The sequence below is a fragment of the Amycolatopsis sp. NPDC114484 genome (assembly GCF_055633755.1).
In genome coordinates, this window is the sequence record NZ_JBVKDQ010000007.1 from 326,946 (window position 1) to 353,836 (window position 26,891).

Here is a 26,891-nt window from a genome sequence, read left to right on the forward strand (position 1 = left end):
TGTGACGCAACGAGAATCGTCAGTAGCTTCGGAAGGAACGTCTTCGATGAGGAAGTCCGAATGTCTGCGCTGACCCGGTTCTCCCTGCCGCTGGTACTGGTGCTGGTCGCGTTTTCGGCGGGTGCCGCGCAAGCCGCGCCCGCCGGAAACGCACCGGCGCCGGCACCAGCCGCCGTCAATTTCCCGGTCGGGTTTTACGTCGGCGACGCCCAGCAGCCGACCACGAGCCGAGTCGCGAAGCTCGGTTCGGACATCAGTTTCCCGCAGGGCCGGTTCGACGGCGCCCTGCTCGGGCTCAGCGGCCGCGTGCCGCTGACCGGCAAGCTCAGCATTCCGGTGACCAGCAGCTATTTCGTCGCGTTCCGGTTCATGCCGGCCACCGGAACCGTCGAACTCGTCCCGGACGGCGACGTCACCGGCAGCACCCAGGTGCTGACCGGGAAGGACACCAACTGCAAGCAAACGCAGACCAACCTCTGCGCCGACTCCGAGGTCACCGCGAAGGTCTTCGTCAAGCTGTCGAACGTGAAAGTGGACGGCAGGCCGCTTGACGTAGGCCCGGACTGCCGCACCGCCCAGCCGGCCGAGGTGACGCTGAAAGCCTTGCTGCCGCTCGCTTTTCCCGCCCCGCCGGCGAAGGCGACCACCACCTTCGCGACACCGCCGTTCGCCGGCTGCCTCGGCCACGAGGACCTGAGCCGCCTGTTCACCGGGCTGGTTTCCGGGCCGGGCAACACTTTGACGACCGATCTGGTGCTCCGCTGCGTCGGCAGTTCCGGCCCGAACGGATGCGGGACCGCGTCGTGACGACCCTGTTCGCCCAGATCCCGCGGAAGGCCGTCAGCGGCCTGCGCGAGTTCGGCCGCATGTGCGCGATGGGGCTCGACATCATCCTCGCCATGTTCCGGCGGCCGTACCAGGTGCGGGAGTTCGTCCAGCAGTTCTGGTTCATCGCCAGCGTGTCCATCTCGCCGGCGATCCTCGTCTCCATCCCGTTCGGCGCGGTGATCTCGCTGCAGCTCGGCTCGCTCACCAGCCAGATCGGCGCCCAGCAGTTCAACGGCGCGGCGAGCGTGCTGGCCGTCGTGCAGCAGGCCAGCCCGATCGTGACGACGCTGATCATCTCCGGCGCGGGCGGCAGCGCGATCTGCGCCGACCTCGGCGCGCGCACCATCCGCGAGGAGATCGACGCGATGGAGGTGCTCGGCGTCTCGGTGATCCAGCGCCTGGTCGTGCCGCGCGTGCAAGCGGCGGTGCTGGCCAGCGTGCTGCTCAACGGCCTGGTCAGCGTGGTCGGCGTGCTCGGCGGCTATTTCTTCAACGTCATCGTCCAGGGCGGCACGCCCGGCGCCTACCTGGCCAGTTTCAACGCTCTCGCGCAGCTGTCCGATCTCGTGGCCAGCTCGGTGAAAGCGGTCATCTTCGGCTTCCTCGCCGGAGTCGTGGCGTCCTACCGGGGCCTGAATCCGAAGGGCGGCCCGAAGGGCGTCGGCGACGTGGTCAACCAGTCGGTCGTCATCACGTTCCTGTTGCTGTTCTTCGTCAACACCGTGCTCACCGCCCTGTACCTGCAACTCGTTCCGGCGAAGGGGACCTGAGTGGCCAACCTCAGCAAACCCGGCGACAAGCTGTTCGACCTCGGCGACCAGCTGGTCTTCTACGTCCGTGCCCTCGCGGCCGTTCCGCTCGCCGTCACCCGCTACTTCCGCGAAGTCGTGCGGCTGCTGGCCGAAGTGACGTTCGGCAGCGGCGCGCTCGCGGTGATCGGCGGCACGATCGGCGTGATGGTCGGATTGTGCGTGTTCACCGGCGTCACCGTGGGGCTGCAGGGGTTCAGCGCGCTCAACCAGATCAACATCTCGGCGATGACGGGCTTCCTGACCGCGTACTTCAACACCCGGGAGATCGCGCCGCTCGTCGCCGGGCTCGCGCTTTCGTCCACTGTGGGCAGCGGGTTCACCGCCCAGCTCGGCGCGATGCGGATCTCCGAGGAGATCGACGCGCTCGAGGTGATGGCGGTGCGGAGCATGCCGTACCTGGTGACGACCCGGATCGTCGCCGGGTTCATCGCGATCATCCCGTTGTACGTCGTCGGGCTGCTGATCTCCTATCTCGGCTCGCGGCTGACCACGGTCGTGTTCTTCGGGCAGTCCGGCGGCACCTACGACCACTACTTCACGCTGTTCCTTCCGCCCGGCGACGTGCTGTGGTCGTTCGGGAAGGTGCTCGTCTTCAGCGTCGGCGTGATCCTCACGCACTGTTTCTACGGCTACCGCGCGAGCGGCGGCCCGGCCGGCGTCGGCGTCGCGGTGGGCCGGGCCGTGCGGACGTCCATCGTGCTGATCAGCGTGCTCGACCTGTTCCTCTCGCTGGCGATCTGGGGCGCGACGACCACGGTCAAGGTGTCCGGGTGAACCGGGCGGCCACGCAGCTCGCCGGGGTCGCGTTCCTCGGCGTGCTCGCCCTGCTCGGCTATCTCGCGGTGGCGGTCTACGACAAGGACTTCGACGATTCGGCGCTCGTGACGCTGGAGGCCGACCGGGTCGGCAGCCAGCTCGCGCCGACGGCCGAGGTGAAGGTCAAGGGGGTGCCCTTCGGCGAGGTCCGGGCGGTGCGCGCCACGCCGGGCGGAGCCGAGATCGACCTGGCGCTCGACCCGGCGAAGATCGGGCAGCTGCCCGGCAATGTTTCCGCGCGGCTGCTGCCGAAGACGGTGTTCGGAGAGCGGTATGTCAACCTTGTGCTGCCCGCCCGTCCGGTCGGCGCGTTGCGCGCGGGCGACGTCATCGCGCAGGACCGTTCGAGCAACGCGATCGAGCTGGAGCGCGTGCTCGGCGACTTGCTGCCGCTGCTGCGAGCGGTCCAGCCGGAGAAGCTGAACAGTTCGCTCGGCGCGATCTCGCTGGCGCTGGACAACCGCGGGAAACCGCTCGGCGACAGCATTGTGAAGCTGCAGGATTTGCTGGCCCAGCTGAATCCGTTGCTGCCGCGGTTCAAGGCGGACATCACCGGGCTCGCCGACGCGGCCGACGTCTACACCGGGGCGGCTCCGGACATCCTGCGGGCGCTGAGCGATCTGTCGACCACCGCGAAGACCATTGTGGACACTCGCGGGGACCTCGGCAAGCTCTACGCGAGCGTCACCGGAGCCGCCGGGAACCTGAACGACTTCCTGCGGAAGAACGCGGGCAACATCATCGGAGTCTCCGCCGCGAGCCGGTCGTCGCTGGAGCTGCTGTCGCGGTACTCGCCCGAATTCCCGTGCCTGTTCGACGCGGTCAACCGGCTCAAGCCGCTGATGGAGAAGGCGTTCGGCAAGGGAACGAACGAACCGGGCCTGCACGTGACGCTGACTGTCCAGGACCCGCGCGACAAGTACGTGCCCGGCCGCGACAGCCCGCGCTACGACGCCGACGGCGGACCGAAGTGCTACGGCGGCGGCGCGGCCCCGGGCGCCGCCGAGGGAGATCTCGGTCCGGCGAACTCGCCGGGGGAGCGGCGGCTCGTCGCCGAACTCCTGAAACCCACCCTGGGCGACGTGCCCGACTGGAGCAGTGTCCTCATCGGACCGGCACTGCGCGGAACGGAGGTGACTGTCCGATGAGGAGTGTCGCGGGCCCCGCGTTCAAGGGCCTGATCTTCTTTGCCGTCACCGTGTGCGCGACAGCGGTGCTGGCGATCACGATCGCCAACTCCCAGGTCGGCACGACGGTCGGCTACACCGCCCGCTTCACCGACGCGACGTCGGTCAACCCCGGCGACGAGGTCCGCATGGCGGGCGTGCGGATCGGCCAGGTCGACGAGGTGCGCGTCGTGGAGCACCGGCTCGCCGACGTCACGTTCTCCGTCGACCGCACCCGCCGGCTCACTGATGCGGCGTCGGTCGTCATCCGCTACCGCAATCTGGTCGGGCAGCGCTACCTGTCGGTCGACCCCGGCCCCTCCGGCGCGTCGCCGACGCTCGCCGACGGCGCGCTGATCCCGCCGGACAAGACGAAACCGGCGCTCGACCTGACCACCTTGTTCAACGGCTTCAAGCCGCTTTTCCAAGCCCTGTCCCCGAAAGACGTCAACCAACTGTCCTTCGAGATCATCCAAGTCCTGCAAGGCGAAGGCAGCACAATCGAAAGCCTGCTTCAGCACACCGCGTCGCTGACGTCCACTTTGGCGGGCAAGGACGCCGTCATCGGAAAGGTGATCGGCAACCTCAACACGCTCCTCGACACCGTGAACGCGCAGGGCGACCAGTTCGACGCACTCGTGGACACGACGGCGCAACTGGTCACCGGCCTCGCCGCGGACGCGAAACCGATCGGGCAGGCCATCGGCGGGCTCGGCGAGCTGACCACGTCCACCGCCGCGCTGCTGCAGGACGGCCGCCAGCCGCTCAAGGACAGCATCGCCGCGCTCGGCGACCTGTCCAAAAACCTGGCCGACAACACCCCGGTGTTCGAACAGTTCATCGCGAACCTGCCGAAGAAACTCGACCGCATCGGCACGCTCTTCTCCTACGGCTCCTGGGCGAACATCTACCTCTGCTCCGTGCGGACCGACGCGAAGCCCGCGCCCGGCGGGCCGCTGCCGGGCATCGCGGTGACCGCTGCGAGGTGCCGGTGAAACCGCCCCGGATCAAGCCGTTCCGCCTGCGCAACCCGATCGCCGTCGGTGCGGTGACCGCGCTGATGATGGCACTGGTCGGCACCGCGACCTTCTTCTCCGACGACCTGCCCCTCCTCGGCGGCGGCACGACGTACAAAGCGGAGTTCCGCGAGGCCGCCGGGCTCAAGCCGAACGACGAGGTCCGGATCGCCGGGGTGAAGGTCGGCGAGGTCACCGGCGTCGGGCTGGCCGGCGGGCACGTCGAGGTGTCCTTCCGCGTCAAGGACGCCTGGGTGGGCAACCGGACGGCCGCGGCGATCAAGATCAAAACGCTGCTCGGCCAGAAGAACCTCGTGCTCGACCCGGTCGGCGACGGCGAGCTGGACCCGGGCCGGCCGATCCCGGTCGAGCGGACGAGCTCGCCCTACGACGTCACCGCGGTGTTCAACGACCTCGCCGGGACCGTCGGCGCGATCGACACGAACCAGCTCGCGCAGGCGTTCCGCACGCTGTCGGACACGCTCGGCGCGTCGGCGCCCAGCGACGTCCGGGCCGCGTTCACCGGGATCGCCGCGCTGTCCCGGACGCTCGCGTCCCGCGACGACGAGCTGGTCAAGCTGTTCCAGAACACCAACAAGGTGTCGAAGACCCTCGGCGAGCGCTCCGGCCAGATCCAAGCATTGATCCGCGACGGCACCACGCTGCTCACCGAGCTGAACAACCGCAAGGACGCGATCGCGAAACTGTTCAGCGGCGTCAAGAACCTGTCGGTCCAGCTGCGCGGGCTGGTCGCGGAGAACCAGAAAACCCTGGGGCCGGCGCTCGACCAGCTCGACCGCGTGGCGACGGTGCTCCAGCGCAACCAAGGACATCTCGAGGACAGCCTCCGCCTGGCCGGCCCGTTCTACCGGCTGCTGGGCAACGCCGTCGGCAACGGCCGCTGGATCGACACCTACCTCTGCGGGCTCGTCCCGGCCGGCACCGCGCCGGGCAGCTGCCTGCCACCGAAGAACGGGGGACGCTGATGGCGCACCACCTCATCGACCTGGGCGCCCGCGCGCGCCAGCGGGCCAGGCTGCGCGCCCTGGCCCTCGGCGTGGTGTGCGCGCTGCTGCTCACGGCGGGGTGGCAGCTGGCGACGGCGCCGCACGACCGGACTGCGACCGCGTACTTCACCGCTGCGGTCGGCATCTACCCGAATTCGGACGTCCGCGTCCTCGGCGTCGCGGTCGGCTCGGTGACCGAAGTCCAGCCGGACGGCACCGACGTCAAAGTGACCATGAAGCTCAAGCCGGACGTGCAGCTGCCCGCCGGTGCCGGCGCGGTCGTCATCACGCCGAGCCTGGTCGCCGACCGGTACGTGCAGCTCACCCCGGTCTACACCGGCGGACCCGAACTGGCCGACGGCGCGTCGATCCCGCGCGAGCGCACCGCGACGCCGGTCGAGGTCGACGACCTGCTGCGCAGCCTCAACCAGCTGATGTCGGCGCTCGGCCCGCAGGGAGCGAACAAGGACGGCGCGGTCAGCGACGTCCTGACGAAGTCGGCCGCCTACCTCAGCGGCAACGGCCAGACGATCGGGCAGGCGATCAAGAACCTCGGCGAATTCGCCCGCGCCGCCAGCGATTCGAAGGACGACCTCTTCGGCTCCGTGGACAACATCAGCAAGTTCACCGCGATGCTCGCCGCCAACGACGGGCAGGTGAAGCAGGCCATCGCCCAGATCGCCTCGCTCAGCGAGGTCCTCGCCGACCAGCGCGACCAGTTCTCCGGCGCGCTGACCGAACTGACGAAGGCGCTGGGCGTCGTGCAGGGGTTCGTCAAGGACAACCGCGGCAAGGTCCGGTCCGATGTGGACAAGCTGGCCGGTGTCACGAAAGTCCTGGCGGACCAAAAGGATTCGCTCGCCGAGGCGCTGAGCGCGGCCCCGAACGCGCTGACCAACCTGCTGGGGGCCTACGACGCGGACGCGGGCGTCATCGACGGCCGCGGCAACCTCCTCGAATTCCCGGAGACGAAATGAAATCCCTGGCGAAAGCCGCCGCGGTGCTGACCCTGACGCTGGTCACCACCGGCTGCGGGACCGGGGTGAGCGTCTACGACCTGCCGCTGCCCGGCGGCGCCGCGCTCGGCGACCACCCCATGCACCTCACCGCGAGCTTCGCCGACGCGCTGGACCTGGTGCCGCAGTCCGGGGTCAAGGTGAACGACGTGCCGGTCGGCCGGGTCGCCAGGCTCGAACTCGCCCCGGACGGGCGCAGCGCGATCGCGGACCTCGTGGTCAACGGCGACGTCGACCTGCCCGCCAACGCCGTGGCGCGGCTGCGGCAGGCCAGCATCCTCGGCGAGAAGTTCGTCGAACTGGCCCCGCCGCCCGACGCGACGCCGGTGGGCAAGCTCGCCGACCGGGCGGTCATCCCGCTCGACCGCTCGACGCTGACCCCGCAGATCGAAGAGGTGTTCGGCGCGCTTTCCCTGCTGCTCAACGGCGGCGGCGTCGCGCAGGTCCAGAACATCAGCCATCAGCTCAACGCGGCGCTCGGCGGCAAGGAGACCGCGGCGCGCAGCCTGCTGTCCAGTTTGGACACTCTGGTCAAGGGCCTCGACGAGCAACGAGGCGAGATCACGCGGGCCATCGACAGCGTCGACAAGCTCGCCGAGACGCTGAACGCGCACACCGGCCAGATCACCACGACGCTCAACGGCCTGACGCCCGGCATCGGCGTCCTCAACCAGCAGCGGGACGCGCTGGTCGGGATGCTCAAGTCGCTCGACGGCCTGACCTCGGTCGCCGTCAGCACGGTCAACCGCAGCAAGGACGACCTGGTCGCCGACCTCACCGCCCTCGCGCCGTTGCTGCGGCGGCTGGCCGATTCCGGGGACAAACTGCCGAAAGCGATGGAGATGATCTTCACCTTCCCGTTCCCGGACGCCGCCTTGGACGCGATCCGCGGCGACTACCTCAACGGCTTCCTGAAGACGGGGCACTGATGCTGACCCGGTTCGTGCGCGTCCAGGTGACGGTGTTCGTCGTCATCGCCGTCGTCGGCGTCGCCTACGTCGGAGCGGTCTACGCCGGTCTCGACAAGGTGTTCTTCGACCGCGGCTATACGGTGAAGGCGCAGTTTCCGACCGGCGGCGGCATCTTCGCCAACGCCGAGGTGACTTATCGCGGGGTGCCGATCGGCCGCGTCGGCGAGCTCCGGCTCACCTCCGGCGGGATGGAGGCGGATCTCGACCTCGACTCCGGCACCGCGCCGGTCCCCGCCGACACCGAGGCCGTCGTCGCCGACCGGTCGGCGGTCGGCGAGCAGTACGTCGACCTGCGGCCGCGCACCGACGGCGGGCCCATGCTGCACGACGGTTCGGTGATCACCCAGGCGGACACGAAAATCCCGCTCCCGGTCGACACCGTGCTGTCCACTGTGGACTCCTTCGCCGCGTCAGTGCCCAAACCGGCGCTGCGCACGGTGGTCGACGAGCTGTACAACGCGACCTCCGACGCCGGTCCGGCGCTGGACCAGCTGATCGGCCGCGGCATCGAGTTCGTGCAGGCGGCGAGCTCGCACGTCGCTCCGCTGACCCGGCTCGTCACCGACGCGCACACCGTCCTGGACACCCAAGTGCAGCAGGCAGACGCGATCCGCAGTTTCGGGGCCAACGCCAAGCTGCTCGCGTCGATGCTGAAGCAGTCCGACGGGGACCTCCGCACGCTCATCCCGGCGGTGCCCGCCGCGGCGAACGAAATCGGCTCGCTGATCCGCGATTCCGGACCGCAGCTGGGTGTGCTGCTGGCGAACCTGCTCAGCACCGCGGACGTCCTCGAATCCCGGCGAAGCGGGCTGCGGCAGCTGCTGATCACCGCGCCCCGGGCGGTCGCCGCGGCCGGGGAGGTCGTCCGGCCGGACGGCGCGCATTTCGGGCTGTCGCTGTCGTTTTTCGATCCGCCGCCGTGCACGACCGGATACTCGACGCCCTACCGCGACGGCCTCGACACCTCGACCAGACCGCTGAACACGGCCGCGCGCTGCGCGCTGCCGAAGGGCGACCCGACGAACGTGCGGGGATCGCGGAATGCACCGGGAGGACAGCCGTGAGGATCTCCGGTTGGCTGGCCCAGGCCGCCGCGGTCGTCGCGACCGCGGCGGCCGGGTGGGCCGGGTACACCTGGTGGCAAGCGTCGCACGACGACGGCGTCGCACGTGCCGTCGTCCGGGAAGACGCGTTGCGGGAAGGGCGTTCCGCGATCGCCGGACTGACCACTTTGGACTACCGGCAGGCGGCGGCCGGGTACCAGCACTGGCTGGACGCGTCCGCCGGCGCGCTGCACGACGAACTCGCGCAGGACCGCCAGGGCAGCCTCGACCGGATCGCGCAGGCGAAAACCGTCACCACCGGCAAGGTGACCGACGCCGCGGTGACCGAAGCGGACCCCGGGGCGGGCACCGCGAAGCTGATCGCGTCCGTCGAACTGGTCGTCGCCCCGGCCGGGGAGGAAGCCATGACCAAGCGTTCCCGGTTCCAGGCCGGACTGACGCGCGGGCCGGACGGCTGGCGCGTCACCGCGCTGGGCCAGGTTCCGGCGGGGGAGGAACCGTGACCACTCGAACGAAGAAGCGGGCCGTCAAAGTCGCCGGACGCCGCCGCGAGCCGACGGTGCCGGAATCGGACGGTGAGCCGCGGGCCCCGGTCCAGGAACTGTTCCCGGAGGCGGAAAAGCCGGAGGAACCGGACGCGGAGGTCGAGGAGGTCGCGGAGCCGGAGGAACCGCGGAACCGCCGAACACGGCTGGCGTTCGCGATCGTCGCGGTCGTGATGGCCGGGCTGGCGGCATGGTTCGCCCTCGAAGCCCGCAGCACGAACGCCGTCGTCGCGCACAACACCGCATTGTCCGACGCGGCGGGCACCGCGGCCGCGGAAAAGCAGCTCAGCGCCGCGCTCGGCACGCTTTTCTCCTACCGCTACGACGATCCGGCCAGGAACGAGCAGGCGGCCAAGGACCTGCTCACCGGGCCCGCGCTCGCCCAGTACCGCCAGCTCTTCGGCCAGGTCCGCAAGCTCGCCGCCGACCAGAAGCTCGTCGTGACCTCGACCGCGGTCGCGTCCGGCGTGAAACTGCTCGACGGCGATCGCGCGGCGCTGCTGGTGTTCCTCGACCAGACCGGCACGAGGGGCGACGGGCAGCACAGCACCGGAGCCGCGCAGCTGAGCGTCACGGCCGAGCGGACCGGGGGGAAGTGGCGGATCACTGGGATGTCCGCGGTGTGATCCCGGCGCTCGACCGGCTCCCCATGCCAGGAACTTAAGGTCCGTGAGGGGAACCCTGAGGGAATCTGATTCCCTCAGGGTTCCCCTCACGGACCTTGAACTTGCGGTCAGGTCAGGGTCGCGCGGAGGGCGAGGATCAGCTCGAAGCGGTCGTCCGGATCCCACAACCGGCCCTCGAACATCGCTTCCAATTCCTGGGCACGGGCGCGGACGGTCTGCGGATGGATGGCCAGCCGGTCCGCTACCTCGCGGACGTTGCCGCGCGTTTCCAGCCAGACGAGCAAAGTCCTCGCCAGCCGGCTGTACTGCTTCGAGGTCAGCGCGGCCAGCGGAGCCAGCCTGCGCCGGGAGACGTTCGCCGGGAGCAGCGGGTCCTTGTGCAGCAACAGTGTGGCGAGATGGTCCGCGCACCAGGTCAGCGGCTCGTCCGGGAGCGCGTCGGACGCGACCAGCTGCAACGCCTCGCGGGCCGCTGTCAGCGAACGGCCCGCTCGCGGCGGCGGCACCGGCGGCCCGACCGCGGCCCGGCGGCCGGCCAGGGCAGCGGTGAGCGGACCCCGTTCCTCGGGTGCGGCCAGCAACAGGCGCGGCGCGGCGTCTTCGAGGTCTTCGAGAGCGTCGAGCCCGACGACGTCGGCCGGTCCGTCGAGGGCGACCGCCACCAGCCGGCGCGGCAACGGCCACGCCGCGTCCGCTGCGGCTTCCTCCAGCGTTTGGATCGGGGTGGGCGGGTCCGAGAGCAGCAGGTCCAGCAGCCGTCGCCGACGGCGTTCCCTCGCCCCCGTCGCCCGGGCCCGCGCGGCCGCGTGTCCTTCCACCGACAACGCCGACAGCTCGTCGATGTAGGCGAAGATCGCTTCGGCCAGCAGGCACAGCGTGGCCGACGGCACCCCGGCGCGCGTGCCCACTTCGGCCATCCGCCGCCAGGTCACGCGCGCGCCGATCCGGTACGCCGCCTGGAGAACGTCGAGGTTGCGGCCCTGCTCGAACTCGTGCACGCCCAGTTCGACGAACACCTTCCGGCGCTCGTCCGAGACCGCGCCGCCCGCGGCGATCCGTTCGACGAACTGCAGGATCGCCGTCTGCACGCCGCCCCGCAACGCCCGGCCGAACGGCCCGTGGAGCGGCTGCGCGTAGCCCGGGACGGTGCGCTGGATCTCGCGCAGCACGTCGTCGGCGACGTCCAGCAGCCGGGGCCGGAACACCGCGGCCAGCTCGCGGGGGAGCATCGCCCACAACCGCCCGGGCCGTCCGTCTCCGCTCAGCATCGGTCCGAAGGCTGTCTCGCCGGACAGTCCTGTCACAGGCCTCACCACTTCGCTGGGATGACGCGGGGGTCAGGAGCCGAGCAGCGCTTCCGCGCGCAGGGCGATCTCCAGGTCGAGCCGGTCGTCGGCGTTGTCGAGCCGGTCGCCGAACAGTTCGGTGAGCTGGTGGAGGCGGTACCGGACGGTCTGCGGATGCACCTTGAGGATCTTCGCGATCTCGGGCGCGCTGCCGCGCGACTGCAGCCAGGTCAGCAAGGTTTCGCCGAGCCGGGCGCGTTGCTTGGGCGTGAGGCCGCCGAACGGGGCCAGGCTGCGCTCGCACAGTTCGCGGACCAGGAATTCGTCGGCGAGCAGCCACAGCGTCGACAGGTGGTCCGCGCAATGCGTCACCGGGACGTCCGGCAGCACGCCGCGCTGGACGAGCCGCAGCGTCCGGCGCGCCCAGAGCAGCGACCGGGGCGCTTCGGCGAGCCGCACGGCGGGGCCGGCCGCCGCGCGCCAGCCGGGCAGCCGCTCGGCGAGTCCGGCCAGCTGCTCGTCCGGATCGCCCGCGACCAGGCACGGTTCGCCGCCTTCGAGGTCGACGAGGACGTCGGGGTGCAGGTCGGGGGTGGCGAGGCGGTGCTGGCCGGAGCGCGGTTCGAGGGCGACGACCGTGACCTCGTCGGGCAGCCCCCACTGCGCGGCGGCGGCCTGCGCCGCGATGGCCTGCGGCGCGGACGGCGGGTCGGCGAGCAGCAAGTCGAGCAGCCGGCGCCTGCGGCGGGCCAGGTTCCCGGCCGCCCGGGTCTGGGCCGCGGTGTAGCCCTCGATCGACAGCGCGGAGATCTCGTCGACGTAGGCGAAGATGGCTTCGGCGCCGATGCACAGCGTTCCCGCGGGGAGCCCGGCGGACTGCCCGAATTCCGCGAGGTGCCGCCACGCGACCCGTCCGCCGACGCGATAGGCGGTTTGCAGGCAGTCGAGGCTGCGGCCCTCGGCGAACTCGATCTTGCCGAGGTTGCGGAAGATCGCGGTCCAGGCGGCGGCGGGCGCGGCGGCGGGCTGGCCGACGCTGTCGAGGCACTGGACGATCGCGTGCCGGACCCCCTGCGTGATGACCTGCCCGAACGCGCCTTCGATCGGCTGGCGGTATTCCGGCACCGCCAGCTGCACCTCGCGCAGGATGGCCCTGGCCAGCGGGTCGACCCGCGGCGTGAAGCGGGTCGCCAGCTCCCGAGGCAGCGACGCCCACAGCCCGAGCGCGCTGGAAGCGCGGACCGGCCGGGTCTCCGCGGAGGCCCGGGGAGCGGGCGGGCGGACTGGTTCGGCCGGCCCGGACGGCGGCCGGACGGCGGGCCCGGACAGGCGTTCGCCGGAACGCGGCCGGTGGTCCCGCAGCGCGGGGCGGGCGAATCCGGAGTCCACTTCGGTCATGTTTTTATCCTTGCTGGCAACAAAACCGGCCTCTTCGCGGTCGGAGCCGATCCAGATTTTGCGGCACCGGCAACATAATTTCACGAGAACGGCAGTGTCAACGGGCCGGAGGCCGCCGTATCCGTCGCCCGACCGGACTACACCCGAACGGGTGGAAACGGGTGGGCGCGGATGATATCTCCGCGGCCGCCGGATGCTACGCGGATGACAATTTTCCGGCGGGCGTTTTCGTCTGCCCGACGGAGGCGGCGAGAGTGGCGGCCACGTCGTCCAGGGTGAGCCGCGCGGGCGCGGTCTCCGCGACGAACTCGTTCAGCAGCAGGCAGAAACCGTCCGGGTCGGCCACGTGCGGAAAGTGTTTCGCGTTTTCCCGCACGACCAGCCGGCTGTTCGGCAGCAGAGCGGCGGTCCGGCGCCCGTGCTCGACCGGGATGAGCGGGTCGCGCGCTCCCCAGACCAGCAGCATCGGCACCGATTCGGCCAGGTACAGCTTCTCCGCGGCGCTCGCGCGCTGGCCGCGCAGGTCGAGCAGGCTGCCCGCGATGGACAGGAACGCCCGCCGCCGCGCGGGATCGGCCAGCGAACCGAGATGCCGGGCCAATTCGCGTGTTTCAGTTTTCAACGAACCGCCGAGCGCGCGGCCGAGCCGGGCCGCCCCGCGCGCGAGCGAGAGCGTCGCCCGGTTGACGGTCAGCGCGAGGACCGCGGACGCGCCGGGCAACGCGGCGGCACGGAGCACCGGGCTCACCTCGGGGCCGAGCCCGGCGCTGCCGACCAGGACCAGCCGGTCGCACATTTCCGGGAACTGGTAGGCGAACTGCATCGCGATGCCGCCGCCGAGGGAGTGTCCCGCGACGGTGGCGTGCCGGACCCCGGACACCGCGAGCACGTCGCGCACGATGCTCGCCATCGTGCCGAGGCCGTAGTCCGCGCGGGGCGCCTCCGATCCGCCGTGCCCGGGCAGGTCCAGCGCCAGCACGCGCCGGCCGATCGCCGCGCGGCGGTCGAAAACCGGCGTCCAGGTTTCCGCGCTGCCCGCGATCCCGTGCAGCAGCACGATCGCTTCGTCGCCGGTGTCCGCCGCGGGGCGGTATTCGCGCAGCCGGACCCGCCGGCCGTGCAGGACGAGAGTGCAGGTCTCAAGGGTCTCGGGTTTCATCGGAAGCCTTTCTCGGGAAACCGAAATTAGGCCAGCCGGCTTCTCCCGCGCGCTGTGGCAAACGCCACTTTCCGGGAATCCGGGACGGGAGTGACAGGAAAGAAAAGAAAAAAGCGTTCGCGCGTGCGAGTTTTCCGGGACCGCGCCGCGGGCTGTCGACATCGCGACGGCGCCCGGGTCATCCTCGGGGCATGGTCGCAATGCCGCACCGGGCGCGCTGATGTCCTGCCGCGCCACGATCCATTTCGCCCCTCAAGGGCACCATCCGCCTTCGCGGCCGGCTCGCGGGTCGTGGCGAAGGGTGCTGCCGATGCCGGCGAGCCGGTTGCCGGGCGGGGCGGGGTGCCGGGTGCCCCGGGAGGCGGTCGCGCGGTCGCTCCGCCAGTCGATTCGCCGGTACTGGCTCGAACGCGTCCGGCGGCCGCCCCGGTGCCGGCCGGCCGCGACGGCGTTGCCCGCGGTCAGTTCTCCGGCGGGCGATGGGCGCGCATGAGGCGCTGGGCGCGCAGGGCGAGCTGCATGCCGAGGCGGTCGTCGGCGTCCTTGAGCCGGTCGCCGAACAGTCCCTCCAGCTGCCGCAGCCGGTTGCGCACCGTCTGCGGGTGCACGCCGAGGCGCTGGGCGATTTCCGGTGCGCCGCCCCGGGTTTCGAGCCAGGCCAGCAGGGTTTCGCTGAGCCGTTCGCGTTGTTTGGCGCTGAGCGAAGCGAACGGGTCGAGGCTCTGCCGCGCCAGCTCGGCGGCCAGGAAGTCCTCGGCGAGCAGCCAGAGCGTGGCCAGGTGGTCGCGGCACCAGACGACCGGGCCGGGAGTCACCGGACCGGACAGCTGCAGCGCCCGGCGCGCGGTGCGCAGCGCGGCCGGAGCGTCGGCCAGCGGCACGGTCGGCGACACCGCGGCCCGCCAGCCCTCGGGAAGCGCGGTCAGCGCCGCCAGGTCGGTGTCCGGGTCGCTGGCGAGCAGGTGCGGCTCCGGGCCGTCGAGGTCGGCCAGAACGCCGTCGCCGAGCGAATCGGCCGGGAAGCCGGGGGCGCCGGGTCCGCGCTCCAGCGCGACCATCGCGGCCGTCTCGGGCAACGGCCAGCCCGCCCCGTTCGCCAGCTCGGCGATGCTGCTCGCCGCGCCTTCCGGGGCCTGGACGATCAGCTCCAGCAGCCTTCGCCGCCGGCCCGGCACCGCGCCCTCGGCGTCGGCCTGTGCCTGCTGGTAGCCGGCGATCGCGGTGGCGCACAGCTCGTCGACGTAGGCGAAGATGGCTTCCGCGCCGACCGAGATGACGGCCGGGTCGACGCCCGCGGCGACCACCGCGGGGTGCATCGCCCGCCAGGCGACCCTGGCCCCGGTCGTGGCGGTGTCCTGCAGCGCGTCGAGGTTGCGGCCCTCGCCGAACTCCACGCGGCCGCGGTCGCGGTAGAACGCGATCCACTCGTCGTGCGGCAGGTCCGGGGCTCCCATCGAGTCGACGCAGTGCAGCACGGCGTACTCGACGCTTTTGACCAGGACCTTCCCGAAGACTCCCTTGAGCGGCTGGCCGTAGGCCGGGACCGTGCGCTGGGTCTCCCGGATCATCGCGGCCGCGGCGTGCGCGGCGTGCGGGCGCAGGCACGCGCCGAGCGAGCGCGGCAGCGAAGCCAGCAGGTCGAAGCTGCGGTACTCGACCACGAATCCCCCTTCGAGGCGCTTGGGCGGGAGGCGAGCGTAGCGGAAAGCGGGCGTCACTAAAAATCAACGAACAGTACCGGAAAGGGGGACGCGAACACGCACTTTTGACACGGACGAGGGTGCGTTCTACGCTCCGTGCCAGCTGATGCCGGTTATTCCTGAACCGTCAATTTCCGAGTAGGGGATTAAATCGTCGTGCACAGTTCCGCCGCCCCGGACGCCTCGGTGTGGGCCCGTCTTCCGCGCCGGCTCGGCGACGCGGTGCGGCCGCGGATCCCGGAGATCGCCCGGGCTTGCGTGGAGGGCATCGCTGCCGAGGTTCCGGAATATTACCCGTGCTTCAACCGCGACCCCGGGCGCGCGGCCGCGATCGAGCGGACGCGGCAGGGGATCGAACGGGACATCGACCGCGTAGGCGCTCCCGCGATGTGGCAGAGCGACCGGCTGGCGGATTTCCGCGCGCACGGGAAGACGGCGTTCCACGAGGGACTGAGCCGGGAGTCCGTGCAGGCGGCGGTGCGCGTCGCGAGCCGGGTGATGTGGCGTTGGATCTCCGACATAGCCCAGGAAACCGGTTTGTCCGGCGATGTCGTCTACGGCATGGCCGAAGGCATGCTCGGCGATGTCGAGACGGCGACCGCGGCGGTCGCGGAGGGCTACAGCGCGGCCGAGGCGGCGACGTCCGGCGAGGGGGAGCGGAGCCGTCGCGTGCTTCGCGCCGTGCTCAGCGGCCAGCCGCCGGCCGAAGTGGACAGTCTCGGCGCGGGGTCCGGACCGCCGCTGCCCGCGCGCGTCGCGGCGGTGGCCTTCCGGGCGCTGCCGGGCGCGCCCGCGTTTCCGCCGGGACTGTTGCCCGACCACGTCCTCGCGGACCCGGCGGGCGATCCGCCCGCCGCGCTGACTGCCGCCCCGGATACGGACCTGGCCGGACTCGCCGGGCTGCCCGCGGGCTGGACCGCGGCGGTCGGCCCGCTGGTGCCGTCCGGCTCGGCGCCCGAATCGTTCCGGCTCGCGCGCCGCGCGGCCGACCTGTCGGCCCGGGGACTGCTGGACGCGCGGGGCCCGGTGGTCTGGTGCCGCGACCACGTGCCCGCGCTGCTGCTGCTCGCCGACGAGTTCCTGGCGGCACAGCTGGCCGAGACGACGCTGGCGCCGCTCGCCGGGCTGCCCGAGCGGCGGCGCGGGCACCTGGCGGAGACCTTGCTCGCAGTGGTCCAGACCAGGGGAAGCGCTCCGGAACTCGCGCGGATGCTGGACCTGCACCCGCAAACGGTCCGCGCGCGGCTCAAGACGCTCGCCGAGCTGTTCGGAGAGCGCCTGACCGACCCCGGCGAACGGCTGCGGCTGGAACTGGCGCTGCTGGCGGAACGCGCGCTCCGGGACCGGGAGTGAGCTGCGCGGCCCCGGTTCCGGCGGTAACCTGGTCCTGGCTAGGGAACTTCGGCGACCTGCTCGGCTCGCGATCCCGGGAGCCGTTCCGCGGCGAGCCCGGTTCGCTGGCGCTCCGCGGTGCCGGTTGGGGAACACCGGCCGACGGTAGCCGAACCAGCGGAACGCGCACTCCGGGACCGGGAGTGAGCTGAGCCGTGCCCGGTCCGGCGGAAAAACTGTTCCCGGCTAAGGAATTTTGGCGACCTGCTCACCTCGCGACCCCGGAAGCCGTTCCGCGGCAAGCCCGGTTTCGTCGGCGCTCCGCGACGCCGGTCGCGGGAACACCCACCTCCGGTACCCGAACCACCGGAACGCCGTGCCCGCCAACGTGCCCAGCACCATTCCCGCCACGAAGTCGGCGATTTCCTGTGCCAGATAACCGACATGCGGCTCTTCGAGGCGCAAAACGTAGCGCGATACCAGCAGCGGCACGAGGTTCGCCGCCACCGCGCCCGCGTTGACGGCGAAGAACAGGGTCGCCTCTCGCAGACGGCCATGGCCGCCTCTGTCCACGAACGACCATCGGCGGGACAGCAGGTACGCGAAAGCTGTCGAGGCGACCGTCGCGATCGCGAGGGCGGTCACCGGCTTTTCCTGCAGCACGGTCAGTTTGAGGCTGTAGTCGACCGTCATGGTGACCCCGTAGGCGGCCGCGCCGACGACGGCGAAGCGCAGCAGTTCCCGCGGCTGCGGCATGGTTCCTCCTGAAGATGCCGGGGCCGCGGTTCAGCAGTTCGACGTGGCGGGTTTGCCCGCGATCCGGTCCTTGATGAAGGCCAGGACATCGGCGTTGCCGGTGTAGACCAGCGTGATGTGGTCGGTGTCGTAGGTTTTCCACGTCTCCTGGACGCCGGCGGCGCAGTAAGCCTTGTGCAGGGTGTCGGCCTGCGCGAACTGCACCAGCTGATCCCCGGTGGCGTGGTAGAGGAACAGCGGCGCCTTCGGCGGGGTGCCGCCGAGCTTGTTCTCGTTCAGCCGCGCGACCCACGCGGGCTGGATGTAGCCAGGACTCGTGGTGTAGTCGGAGATCTTCTGGTTCGCGTAGGTCGTGAGCAGTTCGAACGTGCACGCGCTCTGTTTCATCTCGGCGAACTTCGCGCGGCCGTCGTCGCTGAGGAAAGAGTCCAGCTTCAGCTCCGGGTACGCCTGGTCGAGGCCGAGCAGAGCGTAGGCGAAGACCCCGAAGCCGAACTTGCCGTCGAGCTGCAGCGTCACCTGGACGAGGTCGGCCGGAACCCCGCCGGCGGCGATCCCGGCGAGGTTCAGCTCCGGTGCGTACGACGGTTGCAGCTCGCCCGCCCACACCGCCGCGCCGCCGCCCTGGGAGTAGCCGCGGAAGACCACCTTGGAGGTGCTGGACAGCCCGGCCGGCGCGAGCCGCTGGGCCGCGCGGACCGCGTCGAGCACGGCCGGGCCTTCGGAACGTCCCACCACGTAGGTCGTCTGGGGGGAGCTTTGGTAGCCCTCGTAGTCCGGGACAGCGACGGCGTAGCCAGCGTCGAGCAGATCGTCGAGACCGGGTTGCTCGTAGAACGCGCCCATATCGATCATCTTCGACGGAGTGCAGCCGAACGCCGGGCCGTGCGTCCCGGGGGCGAACGCGACGACCGGCGCGCTGGCGCGGTTCGCGTCCTTCGGCACCAGCACGGTGCCGGTGACCGCGTCGGGCTTCCCGAGTGCGTTGGTGGACAAGTACATCACCTGCCACGCGTCGACGGATGCCTTGCGCGGCCCGGCGTTCGACGGCCGCCAGCGGATCACGTCGCCGGGCCTGCCCGCGGGCAGCGGCGAGGGCGGCGTGTAGAACGAGTCGTCGGCCGGGCCGGGGCCGGGCTCCGCCGCCGCGGCCGGGGAGAACACCGGGACGAGGACCAGCGTGACCAGCAGGGCGAGCGCGCGGCGGGCCGTCACGAACTCGTCCCGTAAACGCGCCCGCAGGTCGGGGATTCGCTGAACGCCAGGTTCAGCTCGGGGTTCGCCTTGAGGTCCTTGATCGGGCCCTCCGGGTCGGCGAGCTGGCCCATGGTCGCGTCGGCGTCCGCGATCGCCTGGCGCAGGCTTGCCTGATCGCTTACCTTCGCCTGTTCCATTTTGGACTTCGTCGCGGCGATTTTGCTCGTGGTCTCGCTGAGGTTGGCGGCGGCTTTGTCCACCGCGGACTGCCCGTCCGGCACCGGCGGCACCCCGGCCGCGCGGATGCCGCCCGCCATGTCGCCGAGGGCCGAGCTCAGCCGGTCCAGGAACGCGACCATCGCGTCGCGGGTCTTGCCGGGGGCGGCGCTGTCGGCTGCCGGCGGCTGGGAGAGCTTCGCCGAGCCCGCGGCCACGCTCGTGCACACCTTGCCGACCCAGGCCACCGCGGCGGGATCGGCGTGCCGGCCGGAGGCCGCGGGTGCGTCCGAGGAACAGGCGGTGCACGACAGGAGCACGGCCGCCGACATCGCGAGCACCGCGCTGTGCATTCGTTTCATGGTTTTCGAGGCTACGCAGCACGGTCGTCGGCGGGCAAGAACGGAATGCTGTATTGGCACGCGCGTCAACATTTCCGGATCGGTGTTTGTCATGTGCGTCAGCGGCGCTTTGCCTCGCCAGGCCAGGGGAAAGTCGCCTGCGCCTGCTAGGAAACCGGGCGCGGCGGCGTGCCGATGTGACAATTTGCCGAACTGGCCGAGGGTTTTCCGGAAAAGCTCTTGATCGGCGCTGTCCGCAGTCGCTAGCTTGCTGATCGGTAGCGATTCCGGTTAAAACGCTCCGCCTTTTCGTATCACTGTTGATACACGGAAGGACCATCGTGAGTCACCCAAGAGGCAAGAAGAAGATGGCGGCCGCCGCGGCCGCGGGTGCGGTGGGGCTCGTCGCCGCCGCGCTGGTCGTCGGGGCGCAGGCCAGTGCCGCCGACCCGATCTCGCTGACGCTGAACTACCACTGCACTTTCCCGCTGGTGGGTTCGCAGTCGCTGAAGGTGGTGATCAACACCGACCTGCCGAAGACCGTGAACGCCGGGCAGGCGACCGGCGCCTTCGACATCAAGGCGGTGTCGACCATCAACGCCGACACGGTCAGCGGTCTGGCCCTGATCGGGGCCACGACCCTGGAAGGCAGCGCGACCGCGAGCGCCAAGGTGGCCGCGCCGGGCCTCGACCTGCCGGTCAGCGTCCCGATCGCGCTGGACAAGACGAACATCCCGCCCTCGGGCGAGATGAACATCAACGCGACCGGCAAGACCCCGTCGCTGACCTTCACCCAGGCCGGCCAGGCGAAGATCACCGTGGGCGACCTGGCTCTCAAGGTCACCCCGCGCAAGGCGGACGGCTCGGTCACCGGGATCACCCCGGACGGCACCATCAACGCGCCGTGCACCCAGGACCCGGGCCAGAACAACACCCTCGCCACGATCACCATCAACGGCGGCGGGACCTCCACGCCGCCGCCCCCGTCCTCGTCGTCCGAGACCCCTCCGCCGACCTCGGACACCCCGCCCCCGACTTCGGACACCCCGCCGCCGACCTCGAGCACCCCGCCGCCCGGCGGCAGCAAGTTCGTGTTCGGCATCGACGGGAAGACCTCGCTCAAATCGCTCGGCAGCACCGCGCCGATCAAGGGCGGGTTCGACGCCGACGTGGACATCGCGGCCAAGAAGTTCACCGGCGACCTGAAGATCGAGCCGACCAAGACCGACTTCAAGCTGCTCGGGTTCCTGCCGGGCAGCGCGACCGTCAAGGTCGTGGCGAACGGCACGCAGAGCGGCGAACTGGTGGGCACCGGGTTCAAGGCGCACATCAAGTTCGACGTCTTCCTGCCCACGGTCAGCCTGTTCGGCTTCCCGATCAGCAGCGACCCCAAATGCGGCACGGTCAGCCCGTCGACCAGCGAGATGAGCACCGGCGACGGCTTCGACCTGCTCAAGGGCGGCAAGCTGTCGGGAACCTACGCGCTGTCGGCGTTCCGGAACTGCGGTTCGTTCAACGACTGGATCAGCGGGTTCGCCAAGAGCGACGGCAACTCCCTCGACCTGAACCTCGCCCGCCAGTAGCCCGATCTGCCGGTCCCCGTCGCGGCGCGGCGGGGACCGGCGCCATGCCCCGGAAAGGGGGACCACGTGACGAAAGCCCGCTCGCTGCTCGCGGCAGGTCTGGCCTGCCTCGCCGTTTGCGCGGCCGCCCCTCCCGCGTCCGCGGCGACGCGGGTGGGCAAGGTGCTGGGCTACACCTGCCCGTTTCCCTTGATCGGGGAACAGAAACTGGCCGTCGAGGTGAAGGCGTCGTTCGACCTGCCGTCCGCGCCGGGCGGCCCGGTCACGACCTCGGGCCTCGAGGTCGCGGTGACCGTGCCGGACAAGGCCGTGCGCGGCCTGGCGCTGGTCGGCGCGGCGAGCATCGAAGGGACGGCGTCCGCAGGGATGACGCTGGCCAACGGCCCGCTGACCAAACCGGTGGCCGTGCCGCTGACCGTGCCGAAGGCGGCGCTGCCGCAGTCCGGGCCGTTCACCGCGCGGGCGACCGGCTCGGTGCCGCCGATCCCGGTGCCGAACGCGGGCAAGGCGACGGTGACCCTCGGCGGGTTCAGCACGCGGCTCACGCCGAAGAAGGCGGACGGTTCGTTCACCGGACTCGGCTCGTTCACCTCGGACTGCACGCTCGACCCGGGCCAGGACGCGGTGCTGCTGAGCTTCGACGTCGGGACCGCGCAGAGCGCGTACGACTTCGCTCTCACCGGAACGACGACGTTGAAAACCTTGGGGACGACGGTGCCTCTCGCCGGGTCTTTCGCCGTCACCACGCAGCCGTCGTTCAGCGGAGCCCCGGTGTTCGACCAGGCCCGCGCGGAGTTCAAGCTCTTCGGGTTCGTGCCGGGCACCGCTGATCTGCGCTTCACGCCGGACGGCCAGCAGACCGGCGAACTCGCCGACGGCGGATTCGTCGCGCACTCGAAGCTCGCTCTCGCACTGCCGCAGGTGTCGCTGTTCGGGCTTCCGGTCGCCGACGCGGGCTGCCGGGCGAGCGCGCCGATCCCGGTCGATTTGCGCACCGGCGGCGGATTCGCGCTGACGACGGGCGGATCGGTGGCGGGGACGTACGCGATCCCGCCGCTGACCGGGTGCGGGGCGCTGACCGCTTATCTCAGCTCTCTCTTTCAGGGAGAGGGCAACACGTTCTCCGTCGCGCTGACGCCGCGCTGACCGGAGGTTCGCCCAGACCCGGGGGTTCGGAGGCGGGGCACGGTGCTGGCCGGTGATCCTGGCCGTCACCGTGCCCCGTTGCGGGGTATTCGCTTGCGGGGCAATCCTTCTGCGCGGCCGGGTGCGCGTGGCGTTCGCCCGGCACAAGCGGCCGTCGGACTGGTCGCTTGCATACTGTCCACATAGGACACACGGAGACCCGGGCGCGGAAGACCCGGACCACCCGGCCTTCCGCGCCCGTGCGCGGATCCTGTCCCGGATTACTGCCCGGCGTCGACCCGGGCGGCCGCGAACGCCGCCGCTTCGCCGGCGTTGCGGGAGTAGCTGAGGTGGGCGAGGATGTTCGTCCCGGCCGGGCGGCAGATCGGGTCCCCGGCCGCGCAGAACTCCTTCGTCCGGTCCTGGTACTCGCCGGTGATGTGCTTGCCGAGCTTGGCGATCGGCGGCCCGAACGTCAGCAGCGCGGCCACCCGGGGCGCCACCTCCGGCGGGAGCGTCGCGACGATTGGCCCGCCGACGAGGGCGCCTTCGCTGCTGACGCCCACAGAGTTCGCGACCACGTTCGCGCCCTGCGAATAGCCGACGAGCACGAACCGCTGATTCCGGCACGCTTCGGCCTGGTGGGTGACGTGGTCGACGAGGTCCTGATTCCCGAGCGAAGCGGAATCGGGCTGCAGGCTGGCCGGGTACTCGACGGCGTAGGAGCTCACCGATTTCCCGGGAAGACCGGCTCGCAGGGCGGCGAAGACCGGGCCGCCGACGATCACCCCGAGCGGGCCGGGTTCGCCGGTGCCCCGCGCGACGACGACGTCGACGTCGGTGCAGGCGGCGGCTCCGGCCGGGGAGCCGGCGAGCACGGGGATCCCGGTGCTCGCGAGGAGGGCGGCGAACAGGCCGGCGGGACGGGCAAAGCGCATCCGGATCACCTTTTCTCAAGATCGCGACGGTGCGAACGCACGGAGTCTGGCGGCGCCGGCGCCCGCTCCGCATCGGCGATTCTGCGTATGCGCGGAAGATGCGTAGTTTCGACGACGCCTCCGCCCGGTCGCGGCGGCCACGATCCGGACATGCTCACCGACGAGCCGGTCGCGGCGGCAGTGCTCGACGAGGTCCGCCGACGGCTGCCGGAGTCCGCGCGGCTGCTTGACCGCGGTGCGACGCGGTTTCTCGCGTTCGTGCTGGGCCGTGGCTCGACCAGCGTTTCCGTCGCGGCACCGCTGGGCGCCGAGACGTTCCGCGCTCTCGGCGCCGCCGAGCTGCGGGCGACGGGCGATCTCGACCGGCTGCATCGCGCGCTCACCGCAGGTGCCCGCCGTGCGCTGCCGGTGCTTGCCCGTTCTCCGGACTTCGCCGGTGCCGTCGAACGGTTGCTGGCCGGGGTCGACGCGATCGCCCGGCTGGCTGCCGAAGGCGCCCGAGCCGCGGCCAAGGGCGATCGCGGACGTGCCCGGTCCCGGCTGCTCGCCGAACTCGGCAAACCCCGGCCAGCGGCGCTCGACGCCCTTGCCCGAGAAGCGGGCTGGCCGCTCCCGGACACCGTCGTCGCGGTGGCCCTCGACGCGGGCGGGCCGAGATCTGCCGACGACGTGCTGTGCGACTGGCGCGCGCCGGAACCGTGGGCGGTCCTGCCCGCCGCGGCGCCGGTGCCGGACTTCGGGGTCCGCGCCGCGATCGGACCCGAGGTCGCCCCGGAGGACACCGCCAGGTCGTTGCGCTGGGCTCGCCGCACCCTGGGCCTGCTCCGCCGCGGCGTGCTCCCGGACGCGCGCCGCGTTCGCTGGGACGACCACCTCACCACGCACTGGCTGCTGGCCGACGACGTCCTGCGCTCCGCGCTGGAAACGAGCAGCCTCGCGCCGCTCGAAGTCCTCGCGCGCACGGCACGGGACCGGGCGGCGGAGACGTTGCTCGCCTTTCTCACCACGAGCGGCAGCGCCCCGGAGATCGCCGGGATCCTCGGCGTGCACCCGCAGACGGTGCGGAACCGCTTGCGGACCCTGACCGCGCTCTTCGGCGACCGGCTGCACGATCCGGAGGAGCGGTTCGGCCTCGAGATTTCGCTGCGGGCGCGCAAGCTCCGGCCGACCGGGTAAGGAGCCGCCGAAACGGGTCCGCCGAATTCTCGTCAGCGAGGCGCCTAGTTCCCCGGACGGCCTCGTTCCCGGGGCCGGAGCGTGCCGGCCCCGGTCCTCCCGCGTGGACAACGGCTCCGGGTTCCGGTCAAATGGGCTGGACCTGGACAGCTGCGGGAGTGGGAGCGATGGCGGCCGGGACAGCGGAGCTGACGAGTTACGTCGGGCGCGCCGGCGCGGGCGACGAGGTGCGGCGGCTGCTCGGCGAGTACCGGCTGGTCACCCTGACCGGGCCGGGCGGCGTGGGGAAGACCCGGCTGGCCGGGAGAGCCGCCAGCGCGGTCACCCGGGCGTTCCCGGACGGGGTCGCGATCGTCCCGCTCGGCGAGCTGCAGGACGCGAGCCTGCTCGCGCAGGTCGTCGCCGACTGCCTTGGCCTGCACGACACGGCCGACCGCAGCGCGCGGGACGCGGTGCTGGCCTACCTGCGCGAGCGGAAGCTCCTTCTGCTGCTGGACAACTGCGAACACCTCGCCGACGGATGCGCCGCGTTCGCCGCCATGCTGCTGCGCCGCTGCTCGAAGCTGGCGATCCTGGCGACCAGCCGGTGCTCGCTCGACATCGCGGGGGAGTGCGTGCTCCCGATCGCCCCGCTCGCGGTTCCCGCGGACGACGTCGCCGACCCGGACGAGGCGCTGGCCTCCGACGCCGTCCGGCTGTTCGCGGACCGGGCCTCGGCGGTGGTGCCGTCCTTCCGGCTCACCGGGAGCAACACCCGGCACGTGGTGAGCGTGTGCCGTCAGCTGGACGGGCTTCCGCTGGCGATCGAACTCGCCGCGGCTCGGCTGCGCACGTTGTCGCCGCGGCAGATCGCGGAGCGGGTCGGGGAGAGCCTGACGCTTTTGACCACCGGCGCCAGGACCCTTCCGGACCGGCAACGCACCTTGCGCGCCGCCGTCGAGTGGAGCTATTCCCTGTGCGACGGCACCGAACGCGCGGTGTGGGAACGCTGTTCGGTGTTCGCGGGCCCGTTCGACTTGTCCGCGGCCGAGGAACTCGCCGAGACCCGCGACGGCGAGGGTCCCGCACTGGACCGGGCGGCGGTGCTGGACGCCGTCGACGGCCTGGTCGGCAAGTCGGTCCTGATGCGTGTCGACGGCGAGACCCGGGTGCGCTACCGGATGCTGCACGTCCTGCGCGAGTTCGGGCAGGAACGGCTGGCGGCTGCCGGAACGGCCGAGCTGTTCGCGCGCCGGCACCGCGACTGGCACGACCGGTTGCTCGAGCAGGCGAGCGGCGAATGGTTCGGCCCGCGGCAAGACGACTGGCTCGCCCGGCTGTCGGAGTCGCACGCCGACATCCGGGCCGCCTTGGCGTGGTCCCTGCGCACCGCCGAGGACGCACTCGTCCCTTTGCGCATGTCCACCTGCCTGGTCGAATACTGGGCGGCACGCGGGGCCGCCCGGGAGCTCCGGGAGTGGATCGACCGCGCGCTGGCGGCGGCCGCACCCGGCGCGCCGGGGCGGGCGCGAGGCCAAGCCATCGCCGCCTTGTGCGCGGCACTGCACGCGGACGTGCCGCGGGCGCGCCAGCGGCTCGATCTGGCGGCGGCCGTCGAGGACGAGGACGCGGCGCCTTTCGTCGCCCACGCCGAGGCTTTCGTGGCGATGCTCGTAGTCGAACCGCGCGTCCTCGAACACGCCGCCGAGGCGGTGCGGATCTTCGGCGAGCGAGGCGACCCGCGCCGGCAGATGCACCCGATGTTCCTCCAGGGAATCGCCATGGCGTACCGGGGAGATCTCGCCGGGGCCAGGGGCCTGCTGGGACGGATGCGGCGGATGTGCGCGGAGGCGGGCGACAAGCGGTATCGCTCGATGGCGTTGTTCGGGCTGGGCGTCGTCGAGGTCTGGCTGGGCGGCGACCTCGACGCCGGAGAGCGCGCGCTGCGCGAGGCGCTGGAGATCGATCTGCAGGGCCCGGACGTGCTGTCGGCCGCCTACCGGGTCGACGGGCTCGCGTGGGTCGCGGCGAAACGAGGCGACGCGGCGCGCGCCGCCGGCTTGTTCGGCACCGCCGCCGCGCTCTGGGAGCGGTGCGGCAGCGAACCGGACGTCGCGGTGGCCATGCCGCACCGGGAAATGATCAAAGCGACCCGGGACGCGCTCAGCGACGCCGCCTTCGAGAACGCCTTCGCCGCGGGGAAACAGCGGAACCCGCGCGACATCCTGGCCGCCCCCGACCCCGCGCGGCCGGATCCGCACCCCGGCCGCCCTCCCGCGCTCGCGCCGCTGACCCGGCGCGAATCGGAGATCGCCCGGCTGGTCGCCGCCGGGCTGAGCAACCGCGAGATCGCCGCGCGGCTGGTCATCGCGCAGCGCACCGCGGAGACGCATCTCCAGCACATCCTGAACAAGCTGGACTTCGTGAACCGGACCCAGGTCGCGATCTGGGCGAACGAGAGGAAGTCCTGAGCGCGAATGCTTCGCGCCGGCGCGGTCGCGTGATGTCCTATGTGGACAGATAGAGGGCGCTCGGCCGACGCGCGCGGGGAAGGCGTCTCGGGAGTACCTGCGACCACGGTGGACAGTCGTCGACTTTCAGGCCCGGGCCCTGTCGCTGGTACTCCACGAAGACAGAACTCGTTGCTGCCACCGGGAAACGGATCCGTTCCCGCTGCGGTCCGAGGGGGCGTTCTCCGCGCCGGATCGCGCTCGAGAGGTTCCGGCGTCGCCGCTGTGGTCCGCCCGATGGCCGGTCAGCTGGTTGGGCGCGTTCCCGCCGAATCGCGCAACCGCGCCGGGAGGCGACAAGGGGTCCGGACCGGCGGGTGGCGTTGAC

24 protein-coding genes are annotated in these 26,891 nt (G+C 71.3%); 16 read left to right on the forward strand and 8 right to left on the reverse strand.

Annotated features, from left to right (window positions below; translation table 11 throughout):
• Positions 1-60: 60 nt before the first annotated feature.
• Genes ACZ7SW_RS20075 through ACZ7SW_RS20125 form a run of 11 tightly spaced genes read left to right on the forward strand, consistent with a single transcriptional unit; the run spans position 61 to position 9,867 of the window.
• On the forward strand, positions 61-807 hold the full coding sequence (locus ACZ7SW_RS20075) for a hypothetical protein (RefSeq protein ID WP_470231920.1): 747 nt from the start codon (positions 61-63) through the stop codon (positions 805-807).
• On the forward strand, positions 789-1,598 hold the full coding sequence (locus tag ACZ7SW_RS20080) for an MlaE family ABC transporter permease (RefSeq protein ID WP_470231921.1): 810 nt from the start codon (positions 789-791) through the stop codon (positions 1,596-1,598). Before ACZ7SW_RS20075 ends, ACZ7SW_RS20080 begins: the two co-directional genes overlap by 19 nt.
• Entirely contained in the window at positions 1,599-2,414 is an 816-nt protein-coding gene (locus tag ACZ7SW_RS20085) for an MlaE family ABC transporter permease (RefSeq protein WP_470231922.1), read from the forward strand.
• Entirely contained in the window at positions 2,411-3,604 is a 1,194-nt protein-coding gene (locus ACZ7SW_RS20090) for an MCE family protein (RefSeq protein WP_470231923.1), read from the forward strand. Before ACZ7SW_RS20085 ends, ACZ7SW_RS20090 begins: the two co-directional genes overlap by 4 nt.
• A complete protein-coding gene (locus ACZ7SW_RS20095; protein WP_470231924.1) occupies positions 3,601-4,617 on the forward strand; it encodes an MCE family protein in 1,017 nt (338 codons plus the stop codon). Before ACZ7SW_RS20090 ends, ACZ7SW_RS20095 begins: the two co-directional genes overlap by 4 nt.
• Positions 4,614-5,624, forward strand: coding sequence for an MCE family protein (locus ACZ7SW_RS20100; protein ID WP_470231925.1), 1,011 nt, complete (start codon positions 4,614-4,616; stop codon positions 5,622-5,624). The genes ACZ7SW_RS20095 and ACZ7SW_RS20100 overlap by 4 nt, the downstream gene beginning before the upstream one ends.
• Positions 5,624-6,622, forward strand: coding sequence for an MCE family protein (locus tag ACZ7SW_RS20105; protein WP_470231926.1), 999 nt, complete (start codon positions 5,624-5,626; stop codon positions 6,620-6,622). The genes ACZ7SW_RS20100 and ACZ7SW_RS20105 overlap by 1 nt, the downstream gene beginning before the upstream one ends.
• Positions 6,619-7,590 (forward strand): MCE family protein, encoded by a 972-nt coding sequence (locus ACZ7SW_RS20110; protein WP_470231927.1) that lies wholly within the window; start codon positions 6,619-6,621, stop codon positions 7,588-7,590. The genes ACZ7SW_RS20105 and ACZ7SW_RS20110 overlap by 4 nt, the downstream gene beginning before the upstream one ends.
• A complete protein-coding gene (locus tag ACZ7SW_RS20115; protein ID WP_470231928.1) occupies positions 7,590-8,696 on the forward strand; it encodes an MCE family protein in 1,107 nt (368 codons plus the stop codon). Before ACZ7SW_RS20110 ends, ACZ7SW_RS20115 begins: the two co-directional genes overlap by 1 nt.
• Positions 8,693-9,199, forward strand: a complete 507-nt coding sequence (locus tag ACZ7SW_RS20120) for a hypothetical protein (RefSeq protein WP_470231929.1) — start codon at positions 8,693-8,695, stop codon at positions 9,197-9,199. The genes ACZ7SW_RS20115 and ACZ7SW_RS20120 overlap by 4 nt, the downstream gene beginning before the upstream one ends.
• Complete coding sequence (locus ACZ7SW_RS20125) at positions 9,196-9,867, forward strand: hypothetical protein (RefSeq protein ID WP_470231930.1); 672 nt, start codon at positions 9,196-9,198, stop codon at positions 9,865-9,867. The genes ACZ7SW_RS20120 and ACZ7SW_RS20125 overlap by 4 nt, the downstream gene beginning before the upstream one ends.
• A 107-nt stretch (positions 9,868-9,974) precedes the next feature.
• On the opposite strand, the gene ACZ7SW_RS20130 is transcribed toward ACZ7SW_RS20125, so the two are convergent.
• From ACZ7SW_RS20130 to ACZ7SW_RS20145, 4 genes are all read right to left on the reverse strand, one after another.
• Entirely contained in the window at positions 9,975-11,171 is a 1,197-nt protein-coding gene (locus ACZ7SW_RS20130; protein ID WP_470231931.1) for a PucR-like N-terminal domain-containing protein, read from the reverse strand.
• A 33-nt stretch (positions 11,172-11,204) separates the two neighbouring features.
• Positions 11,205-12,551, reverse strand: a complete 1,347-nt coding sequence (locus ACZ7SW_RS20135; RefSeq protein WP_470231932.1) for a PucR-like N-terminal domain-containing protein — start codon at positions 12,549-12,551, stop codon at positions 11,205-11,207.
• A gap of 196 nt (positions 12,552-12,747) precedes the next feature.
• Positions 12,748-13,710, reverse strand: coding sequence for an alpha/beta fold hydrolase (locus ACZ7SW_RS20140; protein WP_470231933.1), 963 nt, complete (start codon positions 13,708-13,710; stop codon positions 12,748-12,750).
• 461 nt (positions 13,711-14,171) lie between these two features.
• On the reverse strand, positions 14,172-15,371 hold the full coding sequence (locus ACZ7SW_RS20145) for a PucR family transcriptional regulator (RefSeq protein ID WP_470231934.1): 1,200 nt from the start codon (positions 15,369-15,371) through the stop codon (positions 14,172-14,174).
• 195 nt (positions 15,372-15,566) lie between these two features.
• Here ACZ7SW_RS20145 and ACZ7SW_RS20150 point away from each other — a divergent pair, with 195 nt between their 5' ends.
• A complete protein-coding gene (locus ACZ7SW_RS20150; RefSeq protein ID WP_470231935.1) occupies positions 15,567-16,763 on the forward strand; it encodes a PucR-like N-terminal domain-containing protein in 1,197 nt (398 codons plus the stop codon).
• 225 nt (positions 16,764-16,988) lie between these two features.
• Here ACZ7SW_RS20150 and ACZ7SW_RS20155 read toward each other — a convergent pair whose 3' ends face one another.
• The 3 genes from ACZ7SW_RS20155 to ACZ7SW_RS20165 are packed head-to-tail and all read right to left on the reverse strand — an operon-like array spanning position 16,989 to position 19,273.
• The gene (locus tag ACZ7SW_RS20155; RefSeq protein WP_470231936.1) at positions 16,989-17,498 is read right to left on the reverse strand and encodes a GtrA family protein; all 510 of its coding nucleotides are present in this window, start codon (positions 17,496-17,498) and stop codon (positions 16,989-16,991) included.
• 30 nt (positions 17,499-17,528) lie between these two features.
• On the reverse strand, positions 17,529-18,713 hold the full coding sequence (locus tag ACZ7SW_RS20160; RefSeq protein ID WP_470231937.1) for a lipase family protein: 1,185 nt from the start codon (positions 18,711-18,713) through the stop codon (positions 17,529-17,531).
• Complete coding sequence (locus ACZ7SW_RS20165; RefSeq protein WP_470231938.1) at positions 18,710-19,273, reverse strand: hypothetical protein; 564 nt, start codon at positions 19,271-19,273, stop codon at positions 18,710-18,712. Before ACZ7SW_RS20165 ends, ACZ7SW_RS20160 begins: the two co-directional genes overlap by 4 nt.
• A 320-nt stretch (positions 19,274-19,593) precedes the next feature.
• Here ACZ7SW_RS20165 and ACZ7SW_RS20170 point away from each other — a divergent pair, with 320 nt between their 5' ends.
• Together ACZ7SW_RS20170 and ACZ7SW_RS20175 are read left to right on the forward strand one after the other, a co-directional pair.
• Positions 19,594-20,835, forward strand: a complete 1,242-nt coding sequence (locus ACZ7SW_RS20170; RefSeq protein WP_470231939.1) for a DUF6801 domain-containing protein — start codon at positions 19,594-19,596, stop codon at positions 20,833-20,835.
• Between the two features lie 66 nt (positions 20,836-20,901).
• On the forward strand, positions 20,902-21,981 hold the full coding sequence (locus ACZ7SW_RS20175; protein ID WP_470231940.1) for a DUF6801 domain-containing protein: 1,080 nt from the start codon (positions 20,902-20,904) through the stop codon (positions 21,979-21,981).
• A 260-nt stretch (positions 21,982-22,241) separates the two neighbouring features.
• Here ACZ7SW_RS20175 and ACZ7SW_RS20180 read toward each other — a convergent pair whose 3' ends face one another.
• Positions 22,242-22,898 (reverse strand): cutinase family protein, encoded by a 657-nt coding sequence (locus ACZ7SW_RS20180; protein WP_470231941.1) that lies wholly within the window; start codon positions 22,896-22,898, stop codon positions 22,242-22,244.
• A gap of 150 nt (positions 22,899-23,048) precedes the next feature.
• On the opposite strand from ACZ7SW_RS20180, the gene ACZ7SW_RS20185 reads away from it, so the two are divergent.
• Together ACZ7SW_RS20185 and ACZ7SW_RS20190 are read left to right on the forward strand one after the other, a co-directional pair.
• Positions 23,049-24,074, forward strand: a complete 1,026-nt coding sequence (locus tag ACZ7SW_RS20185; protein WP_470231942.1) for a helix-turn-helix domain-containing protein — start codon at positions 23,049-23,051, stop codon at positions 24,072-24,074.
• Between the two features lie 167 nt (positions 24,075-24,241).
• Positions 24,242-26,524, forward strand: coding sequence for an ATP-binding protein (locus ACZ7SW_RS20190; protein WP_470231943.1), 2,283 nt, complete (start codon positions 24,242-24,244; stop codon positions 26,522-26,524).
• Positions 26,525-26,891: the final 367 nt, after the last annotated feature.

Bases quoted from the DNA above. Each gene is read 5' to 3' on its own strand.
- ACZ7SW_RS20075 (WP_470231920.1), top strand. From the start codon at position 61: ATGTCTGCGCTGACCCGGTTCTCCCTGCCGCTGGTACTGGTGCTGGTC.
- ACZ7SW_RS20080 (WP_470231921.1), top strand. From the start codon at position 789: ATGCGGGACCGCGTCGTGACGACCCTGTTCGCCCAGATCCCGCGGAAG.
- ACZ7SW_RS20095 (WP_470231924.1), top strand. From the start codon at position 3,601: ATGAGGAGTGTCGCGGGCCCCGCGTTCAAGGGCCTGATCTTCTTTGCC.
- ACZ7SW_RS20105 (WP_470231926.1), top strand. From the start codon at position 5,624: ATGGCGCACCACCTCATCGACCTGGGCGCCCGCGCGCGCCAGCGGGCC.
- ACZ7SW_RS20110 (WP_470231927.1), top strand. From the start codon at position 6,619: ATGAAATCCCTGGCGAAAGCCGCCGCGGTGCTGACCCTGACGCTGGTC.
- ACZ7SW_RS20115 (WP_470231928.1), top strand. From the start codon at position 7,590: ATGCTGACCCGGTTCGTGCGCGTCCAGGTGACGGTGTTCGTCGTCATC.
- ACZ7SW_RS20135 (WP_470231932.1), bottom strand. From the start codon at position 12,551: ATGACCGAAGTGGACTCCGGATTCGCCCGCCCCGCGCTGCGGGACCAC.
- ACZ7SW_RS20140 (WP_470231933.1), bottom strand. From the start codon at position 13,710: ATGAAACCCGAGACCCTTGAGACCTGCACTCTCGTCCTGCACGGCCGG.
- ACZ7SW_RS20155 (WP_470231936.1), bottom strand. From the start codon at position 17,498: ATGCCGCAGCCGCGGGAACTGCTGCGCTTCGCCGTCGTCGGCGCGGCC.
- ACZ7SW_RS20165 (WP_470231938.1), bottom strand. From the start codon at position 19,273: ATGAAACGAATGCACAGCGCGGTGCTCGCGATGTCGGCGGCCGTGCTC.
- ACZ7SW_RS20180 (WP_470231941.1), bottom strand. From the start codon at position 22,898: ATGCGCTTTGCCCGTCCCGCCGGCCTGTTCGCCGCCCTCCTCGCGAGC.
- ACZ7SW_RS20185 (WP_470231942.1), top strand. From the start codon at position 23,049: ATGCTCACCGACGAGCCGGTCGCGGCGGCAGTGCTCGACGAGGTCCGC.
- ACZ7SW_RS20190 (WP_470231943.1), top strand. From the start codon at position 24,242: ATGGCGGCCGGGACAGCGGAGCTGACGAGTTACGTCGGGCGCGCCGGC.